The 13,449-nt window shown below is 40.3% G+C and carries 16 protein-coding genes, 1 rRNA gene and 1 pseudogene; 6 read left to right on the plus strand and 12 right to left on the minus strand.

Annotated elements, in window-relative coordinates:
* Window positions 1-114 precede the first annotated feature (114 nt).
* Window positions 115-229 (plus strand): 5S ribosomal RNA (rrf, locus tag AVJ20_RS12435).
* Window positions 230-368: 139 nt separating this feature from the next.
* Here the strand turns inward: rrf and AVJ20_RS12440 are convergent.
* The 4 genes from AVJ20_RS12440 to AVJ20_RS12455 form a co-directional block, all read right to left on the minus strand.
* Window positions 369-1,742 carry a dihydrolipoyl dehydrogenase gene (locus tag AVJ20_RS12440; RefSeq protein WP_111885463.1) on the minus strand — a complete coding sequence of 458 codons (1,374 nt, stop codon included), beginning with the start codon at window positions 1,740-1,742 and terminating at the stop codon, window positions 369-371.
* 83 nt (window positions 1,743-1,825) lie between these two features.
* Window positions 1,826-3,031: a hypothetical protein gene (locus AVJ20_RS12445; RefSeq protein ID WP_111885428.1), complete on the minus strand. Its 1,206-nt coding sequence runs from the start codon at window positions 3,029-3,031 to the stop codon at window positions 1,826-1,828.
* 203 nt (window positions 3,032-3,234) lie between these two features.
* Window positions 3,235-3,657, minus strand: a complete 423-nt coding sequence (locus tag AVJ20_RS12450; protein ID WP_111885429.1) for a beta-lactamase hydrolase domain-containing protein — start codon at window positions 3,655-3,657, stop codon at window positions 3,235-3,237.
* Window positions 3,650-3,985: a TIGR01244 family sulfur transferase gene (locus AVJ20_RS12455; protein WP_111885430.1), complete on the minus strand. Its 336-nt coding sequence runs from the start codon at window positions 3,983-3,985 to the stop codon at window positions 3,650-3,652. Before AVJ20_RS12455 ends, AVJ20_RS12450 begins: the two co-directional genes overlap by 8 nt.
* 124 nt (window positions 3,986-4,109) lie before the next feature.
* Here AVJ20_RS12455 and AVJ20_RS12460 point away from each other — a divergent pair, with 124 nt between their 5' ends.
* Genes AVJ20_RS12460 through AVJ20_RS12470 form a run of 3 tightly spaced genes read left to right on the plus strand, consistent with a single transcriptional unit; the run spans window position 4,110 to window position 5,879 of the window.
* A complete protein-coding gene (locus AVJ20_RS12460; RefSeq protein ID WP_111885431.1) occupies window positions 4,110-5,006 on the plus strand; it encodes an alpha/beta hydrolase in 897 nt (298 codons plus the stop codon).
* Window positions 5,007-5,438: a thioredoxin TrxC gene (gene trxC / locus AVJ20_RS12465; protein WP_078191319.1), complete on the plus strand. Its 432-nt coding sequence runs from the start codon at window positions 5,007-5,009 to the stop codon at window positions 5,436-5,438.
* Between the two features lie 21 nt (window positions 5,439-5,459).
* Entirely contained in the window at window positions 5,460-5,879 is a 420-nt protein-coding gene (locus AVJ20_RS12470; protein ID WP_078191328.1) for an acyl-CoA thioesterase, read from the plus strand.
* A gap of 63 nt (window positions 5,880-5,942) precedes the next feature.
* On the opposite strand, the pseudogene AVJ20_RS12475 reads toward AVJ20_RS12470, so the two are convergent.
* The 3 genes and pseudogenes from AVJ20_RS12475 to AVJ20_RS12485 all read right to left on the minus strand — a co-directional run bounded on the left by AVJ20_RS12475 (window position 5,943) and on the right by AVJ20_RS12485 (window position 7,595).
* Window positions 5,943-6,443 (minus strand): annotated as a pseudogene (locus AVJ20_RS12475) (ester cyclase).
* Window positions 6,444-6,575: 132 nt separating this feature from the next.
* Complete coding sequence (locus tag AVJ20_RS12480) at window positions 6,576-7,079, minus strand: DUF4442 domain-containing protein (RefSeq protein WP_111885433.1); 504 nt, start codon at window positions 7,077-7,079, stop codon at window positions 6,576-6,578.
* Between the two features lie 27 nt (window positions 7,080-7,106).
* Window positions 7,107-7,595, minus strand: coding sequence for a YajQ family cyclic di-GMP-binding protein (locus AVJ20_RS12485; protein ID WP_078191316.1), 489 nt, complete (start codon window positions 7,593-7,595; stop codon window positions 7,107-7,109).
* 92 nt (window positions 7,596-7,687) lie between these two features.
* Here AVJ20_RS12485 and AVJ20_RS12490 point away from each other — a divergent pair, with 92 nt between their 5' ends.
* Window positions 7,688-8,002: a rhodanese-like domain-containing protein gene (locus AVJ20_RS12490; protein ID WP_078191315.1), complete on the plus strand. Its 315-nt coding sequence runs from the start codon at window positions 7,688-7,690 to the stop codon at window positions 8,000-8,002.
* A 44-nt stretch (window positions 8,003-8,046) separates the two neighbouring features.
* Here the strand turns inward: AVJ20_RS12490 and mnmC are convergent, their stop codons facing one another.
* The 4 genes from mnmC to AVJ20_RS12510 are packed head-to-tail and all read right to left on the minus strand — an operon-like array spanning window position 8,047 to window position 11,494.
* Entirely contained in the window at window positions 8,047-9,993 is a 1,947-nt protein-coding gene (gene mnmC, locus AVJ20_RS12495) for an FAD-dependent 5-carboxymethylaminomethyl-2-thiouridine(34) oxidoreductase MnmC (RefSeq protein ID WP_111885434.1), read from the minus strand.
* 37 nt (window positions 9,994-10,030) lie between these two features.
* Entirely contained in the window at window positions 10,031-10,546 is a 516-nt protein-coding gene (locus tag AVJ20_RS12500) for a hypothetical protein (protein ID WP_111885435.1), read from the minus strand.
* Window positions 10,547-10,551: 5 nt separating this feature from the next.
* The gene (locus AVJ20_RS12505) at window positions 10,552-10,854 is read right to left on the minus strand and encodes a YciI family protein (RefSeq protein WP_111885436.1); all 303 of its coding nucleotides are present in this window, start codon (window positions 10,852-10,854) and stop codon (window positions 10,552-10,554) included.
* A 28-nt stretch (window positions 10,855-10,882) separates the two neighbouring features.
* Entirely contained in the window at window positions 10,883-11,494 is a 612-nt protein-coding gene (locus AVJ20_RS12510; protein WP_078191311.1) for an inner membrane-spanning protein YciB, read from the minus strand.
* Window positions 11,495-11,538: 44 nt separating this feature from the next.
* On the opposite strand from AVJ20_RS12510, the gene AVJ20_RS12515 reads away from it, so the two are divergent.
* Window positions 11,539-12,396 carry a PHP domain-containing protein gene (locus AVJ20_RS12515; RefSeq protein ID WP_111885437.1) on the plus strand — a complete coding sequence of 286 codons (858 nt, stop codon included), beginning with the start codon at window positions 11,539-11,541 and terminating at the stop codon, window positions 12,394-12,396.
* Here the strand turns inward: AVJ20_RS12515 and AVJ20_RS12520 are convergent.
* Complete coding sequence (locus AVJ20_RS12520; protein WP_111885438.1) at window positions 12,383-13,432, minus strand: hypothetical protein; 1,050 nt, start codon at window positions 13,430-13,432, stop codon at window positions 12,383-12,385. The two genes, AVJ20_RS12515 and AVJ20_RS12520, sit on opposite strands and share 14 nt — an antisense overlap.
* Window positions 13,433-13,449: the final 17 nt, after the last annotated feature.

Genomic DNA, 13,449 nt, shown 5'->3' on the forward strand with positions numbered 1-13,449 from the left:
CAATGAACACCTTAAATTAACTCAAGTACTTCTGTTAATAACTCATTTGGTAGAAAACTTAGCACGAAGAGCACTGCTCTGAGATTAGACTAAGCAAGTATCCATAACAGTTGTGCTGGCGACAATAGCAAGAGTGAACCACCTGATCCCTTCCCGAACTCAGAAGTGAAACCTCTTAGCGCTGATGGTAGTGTGGGGTTACCCATGTGAGAGTAAGTCATCGCCAGCTCATTATTCGAAAACACCCCCTTCAAAGCGAAGGGGGTGTTTTTTTATGTGGAAGAAAAAGGGAAAGGAAAAAGATAGAGGGGGATACGGAAATTAAGCGTTGGATATCCAACGCTATAAATTTACATAGAGCGATAAAATTATCTTAACTGACGTCGTGCATGCTTTAATGCTGTTCTTAACCCTTCTTCTAAAGTTGGATGATAGAAAGGTTTATCCAAAATTTCATGTATGCTTAGTTCTTCTGAAATCATCCAAGCAAGCAAATGTGCTAAATGTTCAGCTTCTGCACAGAATAGCTCAGCTCCTAATAGTGTATGGTTAATTGTATCCACATATACTTCGGCAGCCCCTTTATTTTTAGCAGCAACAATCGCACGACCTTGTTTTTCGTAAGAAACGAAACCAATGACGAATTCTGTGTTTTTATCTTGTAGTTGCTTATAGCTTTGACCAATAGTTGCCATTTGTGGTGTAGAAAATAAGATGCCTAAAGGGGTTAGCGTCTTGATGGATTTAATTTGTGGAAAGTTTAAACAGTTTTGTACTGTAAATTTACCTTCATGAGCTGCTTCGTGTTGGATAGGGGTATTGGTATGTGCATCACCGACTATAAAAATTGGATAATCAGCTAGTTGCTTTGTATGCGGATTGATCGGTAAATTTTTAATATCTTTAAATTCTGCACTTATACGTTCTAAACCTAAGGTATTTAATAATGTACGTCTGCCAGTTGCAGCTAAAACATAGTCAACTTGTAGCGACTTTTGTACGTTTTCTTCAGTATAGGTTAAATGAATTAGATCGCCTTCAAGAGAGTAATGTTCAGGTAAAATTTCAAACTTTAGCTTTAATTCTTTACTTAACTCTTCCTGTGCGAGCTTTTGTAATATGGGGCTAGTCAATGAGCCAATTTTTCGACTACGTGCAAAAACAGTAGTGTTTACATTGAGGCGTGTTAAAGCCTGAGCCAATTCTAAAGCGATCACGCCACTTCCAATAACTGCGACAGATTTTGGTAGTTGTTCTAATTCGAATATCTGATCGGACGTAATTAATTTATGGCCTAATATTTGTTTTTGTTCAGTATCTATAGCAGGCGTTGTACCTACTGCAAGGATAAATGACTTGGCTTGATATGTTTGGTTATTTACTTGAATTGTATTTGAATCAATAAATTTAGCTTTTCCTGAAATTTTATGTTGGCTTGGCCAACTTTTAACATCTTTTAAGGTGGCTAGTGTAAAACGATCACGTAAGGTTTGAACATGTTGCATGACGCTAGAGGTATCAATTTCACTTTTGACATCTAGCCCTAAATTATTAGCATGTCCTATTTCGTACATACGGTTGGCAGTAGAGATGAGTATTTTACTTGGCATGCAACCGACCCGTGCACAGGTGGTGTCCCAAGGACCATCATTAATGATAAGAATATTCTGTGTTTTTTTGATTGCTTCTTTATAGGCTGAAATGCCTGCTGTTCCTGCACCGATAATGATGATGTCATACATTTGGATATGCTTCATTTCATGAGTTTAGATCTAATATATAAAAAAACCCTCAGTATAGAGGGTTTAATTGCATTTTTTTACACTTAAAATTTAATACCAAAAGGTAATGTTAAACTTGTACTTACAGTTCCTGCATTATTAGTAGATGAACCTTTGAATGTTATTCCATTAATAGCATGTTCAAAACTAAGACTACCACTTGTAGCTTGTTTAAATTTCAAAATGTTCGTCCCTGTTAATTTAATGCTTCCAGTAAATGTCTGGCTATTTAAACTAGAGGCTTCATTCTCAACTCGAGTCCCATCGATTGTTGTGATGCTAGGTAAAATTAGTTCTTGTTCACCTGAAGCTTTCACACGATAACTTGCTGAACTTGTGGTACCTGGTGTTGAGTTTAATACGAATGAAATTGGTTCTGCAAAAGGAATATTTGGGTTATCGTTAATTAATACATTAAATCCTGATCCAGATTGAATATTGTATAAATCTCCATCGAGAGAAGAGAGATCTTTGTAAATACTGATAGCACCTGTTGTTACTTCACGTTCAATATCATCACCAGTTTCTGGATCCGTAACTATTGCTGTTGTTGTAATTTTATAGTCGCTTGTATTGCCATTTATTAAAACAAACCTTTTTTGTTGAGTTTGTTGTATTCCCCAAGACTGTTGAAATGGATAAGCAAATGCACCAGTAATTGTTACATCATGGAAATTTTTATCTCCATTTTCATTTTCAAATACGTAAATGCGAGTATTGGATTCATATTCTTCTAAGTTTGGTGTCACTTCATCATGTTGTAATTTGATGTTTTTTAGATCATTAGCTGTAATATCGAAATCCCAGTTGTCATAACCCGGTAAGACATTTTTAATATCTTCGCCAATAAAAACATAACATGCTCTATAGTCAGTTTTACTTAAATAGAAACATTTATCTCTGTAGTGATAAGTATTTTTATATGAGTTTAAGTTTATTTTTCTAATATCTAAACTTAATTGTAATGGGCCTTGCGCAAATGTATCCATTGAATGATCAATATAGCCTTTTGCTGTTGATGCATCGTTAGGATCATAATTACCGAATAAATATTGCCCTTCACGTTTTAGAATATCTAACTGTGCTTTTGCAATTTCAGTTGGGGTTGTTGTACCACCATTGTTATTATTATTGTTTTGATTAGAAGAATCTGTTCCTTCGTTATTAAAATATCCATCACTACCACCACCACCACAAGCTGTAAGTATAGTGGCTAAAGTAAGTACAAGTGTCCCTTGAACGAATTTCATGAAGTACCCCAAAATAGTTATTTATGTATAGAAAAAGTTATATTGCGTAAAGATACCACACATAAAAAATGGCGCAAATAGCGCCATCTTTATATTCGTCATTTTATAGTGCAGTCCCGACACTTACACCAACGGTTGGACGTACATTCATAGAATTACACCCTGTTAGCAACAACGTTGTAAATAAAACGGTAAACACGAATTTATTCATTGAGCAAACCTTGAGCTTTAGCTTGATTGAAAAGAGATGTCGAACGAGAACCGCTACGACAAATCATCAAAATGGGTTTAGGAAGCTCATTATAGTATTTGGCAAATTCCTTCACGTCTGTTTGAGAAATTTTACCGCTTTGCACAGGTTGATACACAACACTCACATGAGACTTTTCCGCAATGCCTCGTAACTGTAAAACAGTCACTTCATTGCCCGCCTCATTATCTGGTCGATTCACAATTACAGATTTAAATTTAAGTTGTTTGAGTAAACTTGAAAACTTATCTGTGGTCATTTGTCCAGAGACACTTAAATTTGCATTTAAGGGCTGACTGTTATTATCAGAAAATGTGGGTGCAGAAAAGATGCATGTTGCGATCAATAAAGCTTTTTGAATGAAAGCCTTAGTCATCCAAAAGATCCATCTGTTTTGCTAGTTGATATAGATTATTTGAACGGTTACCTGTACGGCAGAACATTAGAACAGGCTTTGGCAATTCATTAAAATGATTAGCAAAGTTACGGACATCTAGCTCAGAAATTTGACCCGCAACAACCGGTTGATGAACATAATCTAAACCAGCGGTACGAGCTGCTTCTTCAATTTGAGCACTGGTTGGTTGCTCAGGACCACCTTCCATGTCAGGGCGGTTATTGATAATCGATTTAAAGCCTTTTTCAACCACTTGCGCTACATGTTCTGGGCCGATTTGACCTGCAAAACCAACATTTTCGCTCATTGAGTCACTCCATAATTTAATTCATAGATTTATGCTTTATGATAGCATTAAGCACAAACTTGAGCAGAATGTTCTTAAATTTTTATAAGCGATTACAACCATAAAATAACGCAATGGAGCGCGTATGCACGCCTATACAGTCGAACCACTGTATGTCAAAAGCGGACAAGATGTTATAGCTGCTGACTTTTATCGTCCAAAATCTGTTGAAAAACCAGCAGTCATTCTCATGGCGCATGGTTTGGCTGCATTACGCCAATTTAAATTAGTGCAATATGCCAAGCGCTTTGTACAAGCGGGCTATGCTGTCGTGTTGTTTGATTATCGCTATTGGGGGGGCAGCACAGGGCGTCCGAGAGAGTTGGTGAATCTTAAAGCCCAACTTGAAGATTGGCGGACCATGATCGATCATTTACAGCAGCGTAAATCGATTGATTCGAGACGCATTGTATTATGGGGAACATCGCTGAGTGGTGGCTATGTACTCAGTTTAGCGGCAGAGCTTAAAAATATTAAAGCGGTGATGGTACAAGTTCCATTTGTCGACGGCGCTGAAAGTGCAAAATTGTATCCCTTACAGCAATTACCCAAAGCGTTAAAATTATCGAGTCAGGACTATATGGGTTCTAAAGTTGGGATGAGCCCAACGACTTTACCTGTAGTTCATCCACATCGATTGTGTTTTTTACAGTCTGAAGACAGTTATGCGGGCTACTTATCGATTGTAAATTCTGATTTTTATTGGAGTGGCGAAATTCCGGCTCGGGCCTTTTTTAAGTTAATCCGTTATCGCCCAATATTGGATGTCCGTAAAATTAACATACCGGTACTTTTTATTGCAGCCAAAGAAGATAGTTTGATTCCCATTGAATCAAGCCGAGAAACTGCGACCAATATTGCACCGTATGTGCAGTATTATGAGTGGGAAATGCAACATTTTGATATTTATCACGGGCAATGGTTTGAAAAAGCCATGGCAACCCAATTAGAATTTTTACATCAACATGTTGGAGTCAGCTAAATGATCGTTGTGTGTCCTGAATGTGGTGCAAAAAACCGTGTACCTGAAGAAAAACTCGAAGTTGGACCTGCATGTGGTCAATGTCACCAAGCATTGATTCCATTGGCGCCCATCGAGTTGAATGAAAAGAACTTTGCAAATTTTATTAGCAATAGTGATTTACCTGTGCTGATCGATTTATGGGCTGAGTGGTGTGGACCATGTAAGATGATGGCGCCACACTTTGCACAAGTTGCAAAATCAAATCCGAAGGTGGTTTTTGCCAAAATTGATACAGAAGCAAACCCTCGATTGAGCGGTGCATTTAATGTTCGCAGTATTCCTACACTGGTTTTGATGAATAAAACCAACGAAATTGCTAGAATAAGCGGTGCAATGCGTGCTGGTGAGTTACAACAATGGCTCAATCAGCAGTTAAATCTACCTCAATAAATGTCAGCGCCAGGAGCTAAAGTGTCAGAAACTCATGTAAAACCTGAAGGAACGCTTTCCCTACAAACCATCGCGATGCCTGCAGACACCAACTGGAGTGGTGATGTTTTCGGTGGTTGGATCGTGTCACAAATGGACTTGGCCGGTGCAATTCACGCAGAGCGTTTCAGTCAAGGACGCTGTGCAACGATTTCAATTAACCAAATGACCTTCCTCGTTCCTGTGAAAGTCGGGGATGTCATCAGTGTATATACCAAAATTTTAAAAGTGGGTAATACATCTATCCAAATGCAGATTGAAGTTTGGGATAGTCATGACAGCTCACGTGATCCAATTCGCGTAACCGAAGGTGTGTTTACATTTGTCGCTGTGGATGTGAAAGGTGCTAAGCGTCAAATTCCTGCGGATGCAAAAGCTAAATTTGCAGCAGATCAAGCTTAATTAAAGTTAGACGCAAAAAAGCCGCTCAATCGAGTGGCTTTTTTATTGATAGCGAATTGGAAATTAGAACATCGTGTTTGAATTGGCACTGGTTTCAGGAATGCTTTGTTGCACATCCCAATGCTCGACGATCTTACCATTTGCAACACGGAAGATATCAATAATGGCTTCTCCACGGTCTTGATTATTTTGCGTAGAGTGCACATGTAAATAGACCAAATCACCTTCGGCAGCAGCACGTTTGATCTGGTTTTTTGCTTCAGGATTTTGTTTAAAATACTCGGTAAAATAATCAACAAAAGGCGCTTTGCCATCAGGAACATGCGGATTATGTTGAATATATTGATTGCCAATATATCGGTCAGCATATGCTTTAACCTGATGTTTAAGAAAAACGCCTTCATAAAAATCAATGACGATTTTCTTATTTTACGCCGCTTGGCTGGTTTGAATATTGCTTTCAGCCACTTGAGTTGAAGTCGTTGGCGTTGCAGGAATTGTGCTTTGGCAAGCTGTTAAAAACACCGCCAGGCTGATGAGTGAAAGGGGAATGATTTTTTTCATAAAGTGCTCAATATATTTGTGTCGTGCAAGCATATTGAGCGGAATTACGGCGTATAAATAGTAAAAAACAGTCTTGATTTTGCTGAAATTTGGTAAAACTTATACTTACCTAAAAGTAAGTTTTATTTACATTTATTTATTTTTCAGAGCGGATTTTGCCACCCACGCCCAGAGCATTTCACATTGAATTGGTGCCTCACCAGATTCATCGGTGACTAAGACCTGTACTAAGGTTTCACCTTTTTCTGTGCTTTGCATTTGTTGTTGCTGTTCAGGTGTAAGTGTTGCGATGGCTTTCATCCCACCTTGGGTTGGACGTTTAAAATCAACTTTCAGACTTTTAATCAGAACAATGGCGCTATCAGGGACGTTCATTGCTGTGACAAATCCTGTGGCTGTTTCTGCGATCAGTGCCATGGCACAGGCATGTACTTGCCCGATATGGTTTTGCATCGCCTTATGATTGGCGATGCTCACCTCAACACGCTCAGGGCTGACATGTTTATACTGGATTTTAGCTGTTCCAACCATGGGTACGACACGACCAAAAGCTCGACTGAGCAAACGACTTTGAATACCTTTGGGTAATTTAGAGCTTGCTTTGACCAGTTTATTTAGACGATTTGGACGTGCCATATTGACCTCAATGGCAGTTGTACTGCCTTAATCTTTAAAGTTGTTAAATTGAAGCGGCACACCAAACTGTTGCTCTTTTAAGAACGCCATCACTTGTTGCAAAGTGTCACGTTTCTTGTCAGTCACACGAATTTTGTCGCCTTGAATAGAAGATTGCACTTTAATGCCGCTTTCTTTAATGGCTTTATTGATTTTTTTTGCAGTATCAGAGTCAAGTCCGTCTTTCAGTTTGATCACTTGAATGACATTTTTACCAGAAGCGGTCATTTTTTGTGGATCGAGCGCTTGAATGTCGACTTTACGTTTGAAGAAATGATTTTCGAGCATGGTATACACTTGCTCACATTGGAAATCGCTTTCTGTTGAGATTTTGATTTCCTTATTTTTCTCATTTAACTCAATTGAAACGTCATGACCGCGGAAGTCAAAACGCGTCGCAATTTCTTTTTGCGTGTTTTGAACTGCATGATTTACTTCAAAAACTTCTAATTCGGAAACAATATCAAAAGAAGGCATAGATTAGACCTTTACAAAGGGAAAGAATATCTGAGATGCTAGGGATGTTTTCTTCATTTGCCAAGTGTTGTTTACATCAAAAGGAGTGCGCAATGATCCGTAAACAAGAAATTACAACATTTGAGTTCCCAGAAGACTCGATTATCTGGGATGTTCGCGATGCAAGTGCTTATGCTGAGGCACATGTGAAAGGTGCGGTTAACCAACCGATCACCGCATTGTCATCAGATGCACTGACTCAGGTGTCAACGGATCAACCCATTTACATTTTATGTGGTGGCGGAAGTAAAGCTCCACGTGCAGCAGAGTTACTAGAGGGTTTTGACAGCTCACGTGAATATGTAATCTTAATGGGCGGCACGCGTGCTGCTCGTGATGCCGGTCTTCCTTTGGAACAAGGGAAATAAGATCGAATCAAAAAAAGCGCCGAAAGGCGCTTTTTTATTGCAAGTTATTTTTCTTGAGGTGGAGATGACGGGATCTGACCTTGAAAATAAGGCTTCTTGGTTTTTTGTTTCGCTTTAGCGCGTCGTATAAAACGTGCTGCATGAATCCTATCTAGTAGCTGTGTTGGAATAGGGCAGGCTTCTTTTAAGACCAGCGCGACAATGATTTCACTACAGAGCGGGGCATACAGGAAACCTTTAGAACCGAGTCCACTACAGCTATAAATTTGCTGATCTTCATGGACTGCACCAATTACAGGGAAAAAGTCTTTTGTCTGTGCGCGAATTGCGGCACGTCCTTGCCATTGCTCAATCGGTGCTAAGGTTTTGGCAAAGTCGGGGAACACACTGTGGATAAGTTCATAGTTATGCACATGATCTTCTGTGAGAACGTCGGTGTCATCACGGCCGGGATAAAATGACGCGCCCATAATCATCTGTTCGGCATCCAGTTGCATGCAATAGCCTCCATAACTATAGGCGGTATGCATATCCATCTGTTGAGCGGGATTGTTCAACCAACTGACTTGTCCACGAATGGCACGCAGCTCTGGATAATCTGTTTGTAGCTGCATACTTTCACGTGCTGCACAGAGAATGACATGCTCGGCAGATGGAAGCTGCTGATCCACTGTAAATAGCGCAACGCCATTTTGTTGCTGTTCAATGCGTTGAATATCTGCTTGTAACAATTCAATGTGTGGATGTGCCAAGATTTGGTCACGAAGCTGATGTGGACTGACTGCGCCTGCTTGTTTGAGGAGCAGGGTTGGATATGTTGAGGCTAATTGATTTAGCGTGCCTTCTTCAGCAGCTAATACCTCTGAAGGATAACTTTGAGCTAAATCAAGGTGTTCTGCTTTATTTTTTAAAATAGATTGGTGAATCTGTAAGGGACGAAATGCCTTGAAGTTTTGATAATGCTTGAGTGCATATAACCAGCTCAAGGTCATCAAATGTTCAGCACTTTGTTCAATTGGACTGAGTTTAGGGTTGAGTAGGGCAAGAGGATTACCCGACCCACCGCTGAGTGGTGCTGATTTCTCGTAAATACGCACTTGATGCCCACGTTGAGCAAATGCCCAAGCACAGCTTAAACCGGCGATGCCAGCGCCAATAATCGCGATTTGACGGGGCTTATGACCTACAGTGATTTCAGGATTTTTTTTTTCGTCTAAAGTGGGTATGTCAGCAGCATTGGATTGATCATCTAACTTTTCAGGTGCGAGCCAAAAGGCTTTGAGCATTTCACGCTTATGAGCAAAGCCACGTGGTCGTGTAATGGTAATGCCATGCTCACGTAAGCCGCGTTTGAGTACACCTGCCACACTAAATGAGGCGAAGGTCGTCCCAATGTCTGATAGACGTACGATATTTTTGAGTACGTTTTCTTCCCACATGTCAGGATTACAGGCGGGTGCAAAACCGTCCAAGAACCATGCATTGACCGTAGCAGTTTTTGCCATGACCGGAAACACGTCGTGTGCATCGCCTAACCAAAGATCAATTGAAAAACGTTCTTCTGGAAAATTGAGTCGATGACATCCCGCAATGGGTTCAGGGTATTGCGCAATCAGTTGCTGTGCCAAAGGTTGTAATTCAGGCCATGCATTTAATGCACGAATGAGGTCTACTTTAGATAAAGGGAATTTTTCTACAGAAATAGCATGCAGATGACTGTGATTATCTGGACGAACCTGTTGCCATAATTGCCACAAGGCCAAAATATTTAAGCCTGTACCAAAACCTGTTTCGCCGACACTGAAATATTCAAAATCAGTCAGTGCCGCAAGGCGAGTGTCGAGGTCATTCCCTTTTAAAAACACATGACGTGTTTCGAGTAGGCCGTTATCCTTCGAAAAATACACATCACCAAACTGTTTAGACACTGGAATATCAATGCCATCGATCATTTGCCAATCGAGATCGGCAGTCTGAATTGCACCTGACAAAACTCAAGCAACCTTTAAATTGAAGTAGAAAAACGAATTACCATTGACGACGACGTTTGGTATAGACGTAACTGGCCAATAAGAAACCTAAAATCACGCCAACACCAAGTGTGGTCCCGCCATATAAAAACATCTGCGCGCTACGTTCACTTTGTAGCACTTGTACTTGTACGCCCAAGCTATCATTTTTAAGTTGTAATTCTTGGTTTTGCGCCAAGGCTTCAAGGTTAGCTTTTTCTAACTGTTGTAAACGTACAGATTGGTCTTTGACCATCGCTTTGACTTTGGCATCTTGCAGTGCTTTATTTTTTGCCAGTTGTTCAATGGTCAATGGATTTGCATCTTGAGGTTGACCATTGGGATTGACAGTTGCCGCCACTTTAATGATGCCCGGTTTATTGGCAGGAATGGTATGCGGCACAGGATTGGGAGGAAGCGTTGCAGTCGTTGCTTGAGCAGCAGGGGCTACAGCAGGTGCAGGAGCCGGTTCTTCAGCCCATGCAGTTGAACAAATTAAAGATAAGCCCAGTAAACTAGAAACAACGACGCGCATGAACCTTATCCTTTAGGAAATGCTTTGTTAAATGGTTTGACATCAATTTGGCCATAAACCCCTTCTTTGAGGAAAGGTTCATCTGCCAACCATTGGTCTAAGTCTTCACGACTATCAAAATCGACAATGATCGTACTGCCATAAAAACCAGCTTGTGGGTTTGCCGGATCTTTAGGCATCGCACCTGCAACAATCAGACGACCTTCATCATCAAGTTTTTGTAGACGTTCAAGATGTTGAGGGCGAACTGCAAGGCGCTTTTCTACTGTACCTTCATTATCTGTACAGCTTACGACGAATAATGGCATGACTTTTCCTGATTTTTGACCGAATGGATTATTCTGAGGTCTTAAAGTATTTACGTAATACAATAAACTGAATAATGATAAAGGAAAACATCACGATCATGTCACCAAAAGCAGTGAATTCACCCCAATATTTTCCGTCTGCAAACAAATAAGCGAAAAAGGTGTGTAAACATGACATCACCACGAACATTGCAGCCCATGCATAGTTCAATCGTTTCCAACCGACAGCGGTTAAATTTAAGACTGGACCAAATAAACGTTCGATGAGCGGTTTCTTATCTTTACTAAACAGTGGAGAAAGTAAAAACGCCCCTGCGAAAACTAAGTTCAGTAAAACGGCTTTTAAGCGAATATAAAAATCATCGCTTAGCATCAGGGTAATACCACCAAAAATCACGGTCATGAACAACACAATCCATTGTTGTTTATCTAGACGGAATTTTTGCATGACAAACAATGCACCATAAACCACAAGCATGGAAATGATGAGACCTGATGTTGCCACAAGAATGTTATTGTTATCGACACCCCCAGCAGAACCAATTAATTGTAATAATGGGTGCTGCGTATCTTTTGGATCTACAGTTTTATATAAATAAAAGAAAATAATGAGTGGCACAAAGTCTAAAAGTGCTTTCATGTTAGAGTATCTAAATCTGATCAAATAAATGACATAGTATAGAGATGCAAGGCGTAGATTTACATACACACAGTAATATTTCTGATGGTACTTTGTCACCAGAGGCTTTGGTGCAGGCCGCAAGTGCTATTGGAATTCATACGCTGGCTTTGACTGATCACGATACGATGGACGGTTTGTTGGCTGCAGAGCAGGTTGCGCATGAATTAAAGCTGCAATTAATCTCTGGTGTGGAGATTTCTAGCCAGTGGTCGAGACCTGCGACCAAAAAAAGTTATGGTGTGCATATCGTCGCTTTAAATATGCAAAATCCTGCGCCCTTACAAGCCTTATTAATGGATCAAAAGCGTATTCGAGCGGAACGTGCTCGGCAGATTTGTGACTTACTGATACCGTTAATTGGTCAAGATATTTATAGCGATGTGGTTGCCAAAGTCGACCATATTCCAGATCGGGTAACACGTACCCATATTGCCAAAACTTTGGTGGAAAAGGGGGTAGTTTCACGTCCACAACAAGCTTTTGATAAATATATTAAAGAAGGCAAAAAAGCTTTTGTAAAATTTGAAGGTCCGAGTCTTGTTGAGACCATTGAGGTGATTCATGCCAGTGGTGGCTTTGCAGTGTTAGCGCATCCAACGCGTTATGATTTATCTGCGACCAATATTCGTTATTTGATTGAAATCTTTGCTGAAGCGGGCGGTGATGCAGTGGAATTACCACCGGCAATTGAGCCATTATCGACTCGTCAAATGGTGGATCGTATGATTGCTGCCTTTAACTTAAAAGTTTCTGTTGGGAGTGATTTTCATGGTGACAATATGCCATGGATCAAACTCGGCAACATCCCTCGAGTGAAAGAAGGGCAAGTTGGAATCTGGGACAGTTTTAAGTCACATTGACATCAGGATCTTCGATAAACGGTGAAGTTCGATAATGCTGAATGTTACGGTAAAGCAGATAGAGGCAGCCCACGGCAACGCATGCCCAGAACCATGCCTTGAACAAAAACGCGATGATAAAAACACTGATGGCGATTATGCACAACAGTAGACTTGTCACGCGTTGAGGATGCCTCTTGGTCAGCAAGGCAGATTGCATGGTAGGTTGATGTTTAAAATTGCGATAAGGAATAAAATCAATGGCGCTTGAGAGTGCCAATTCGAGTTTATCAAAATGCCGTGCCTGTGAACTGATACGATAGCTCTGCCCATAACTGGTTTTCAGTTTGAGGAGATAACCGGGTTGATCTTCTTCACGAACGGCATGAATTTCCGATAAATAAGGTAAATCCAACGTAAGCCGTGTTGGAATCTGCTCAAAATAGATATTCCCCGTATAGGGCATGGCAAAGTAGTTTTTCATTTGATGAAAATCATCAAGCTGATCATGCGCATATAACTGCACGATGGTGCGCGTACGTGCCAAATAATGCACCCAAATCTGTTGCCCAATGAGGGCAGAATTCAATTGCACATGAATGTTTAAAAACAAAGTACTCGCAAAGACTTGATGGAGATCGACGCTAAACCATTTCGCCTCTTCAAGTTCATTGAGCTTTAAGAGCAATTGTTGCTGTTTGCCTTGCCACCAATGTTCACGGACCTCTCGATAATCCACAATCACAGCATCTGAACTGCGTAAGGCGTGTTCTTTTAAATCCAAAGCCAATTTGGGATCAATCAAATGCTGTTGAATCCAAAATGGAAATTTGATTCTTTGCGATTTGTCACGAAATATACTGATGACAAATAGAGCACTCATCAGGAATAAGAATTGCCAATTGCTTTGCCATGATGTGAATAATATGCCTTGCCATGCTAGGAGTAATGCGATGCTAAACAGCAACACAACGAACATGAAAATCACAGCAAGCGCTTTGCAAGGATGCAGAATCGGTTGTGGCTTATAAGTGAAAATCCGTTTTTTTATTTTCATGATTTTTCCTTATTATG

It is taken from the genome of Acinetobacter sp. CFCC 11171 (genome assembly GCF_003268405.1).
Lineage (GTDB): Bacteria > Pseudomonadota > Gammaproteobacteria > Pseudomonadales > Moraxellaceae > Acinetobacter > Acinetobacter amyesii.

Excerpts from the sequence above, each read along its gene's own strand:
- AVJ20_RS12440 (WP_111885463.1), bottom strand. The coding sequence starts at position 1,742 with ATGTATGACATCATCATTATCGGTGCAGGAACAGCAGGCATTTCAGCC.
- AVJ20_RS12445 (WP_111885428.1), bottom strand. The coding sequence starts at position 3,031 with ATGAAATTCGTTCAAGGGACACTTGTACTTACTTTAGCCACTATACTT.
- AVJ20_RS12450 (WP_111885429.1), bottom strand. The coding sequence starts at position 3,657 with ATGACTAAGGCTTTCATTCAAAAAGCTTTATTGATCGCAACATGCATC.
- AVJ20_RS12455 (WP_111885430.1), bottom strand. The coding sequence starts at position 3,985 with ATGAGCGAAAATGTTGGTTTTGCAGGTCAAATCGGCCCAGAACATGTA.
- AVJ20_RS12460 (WP_111885431.1), top strand. The coding sequence starts at position 4,110 with ATGCACGCCTATACAGTCGAACCACTGTATGTCAAAAGCGGACAAGAT.
- trxC (WP_078191319.1), top strand. The coding sequence starts at position 5,007 with ATGATCGTTGTGTGTCCTGAATGTGGTGCAAAAAACCGTGTACCTGAA.
- AVJ20_RS12480 (WP_111885433.1), bottom strand. The coding sequence starts at position 7,079 with ATGGCACGTCCAAATCGTCTAAATAAACTGGTCAAAGCAAGCTCTAAA.
- AVJ20_RS12485 (WP_078191316.1), bottom strand. The coding sequence starts at position 7,595 with ATGCCTTCTTTTGATATTGTTTCCGAATTAGAAGTTTTTGAAGTAAAT.
- AVJ20_RS12490 (WP_078191315.1), top strand. The coding sequence starts at position 7,688 with ATGATCCGTAAACAAGAAATTACAACATTTGAGTTCCCAGAAGACTCG.
- AVJ20_RS12500 (WP_111885435.1), bottom strand. The coding sequence starts at position 10,546 with ATGCGCGTCGTTGTTTCTAGTTTACTGGGCTTATCTTTAATTTGTTCA.
- AVJ20_RS12505 (WP_111885436.1), bottom strand. The coding sequence starts at position 10,854 with ATGCCATTATTCGTCGTAAGCTGTACAGATAATGAAGGTACAGTAGAA.
- AVJ20_RS12510 (WP_078191311.1), bottom strand. The coding sequence starts at position 11,494 with ATGAAAGCACTTTTAGACTTTGTGCCACTCATTATTTTCTTTTATTTA.
- AVJ20_RS12515 (WP_111885437.1), top strand. The coding sequence starts at position 11,539 with ATGCAAGGCGTAGATTTACATACACACAGTAATATTTCTGATGGTACT.
- AVJ20_RS12520 (WP_111885438.1), bottom strand. The coding sequence starts at position 13,432 with ATGAAAATAAAAAAACGGATTTTCACTTATAAGCCACAACCGATTCTG.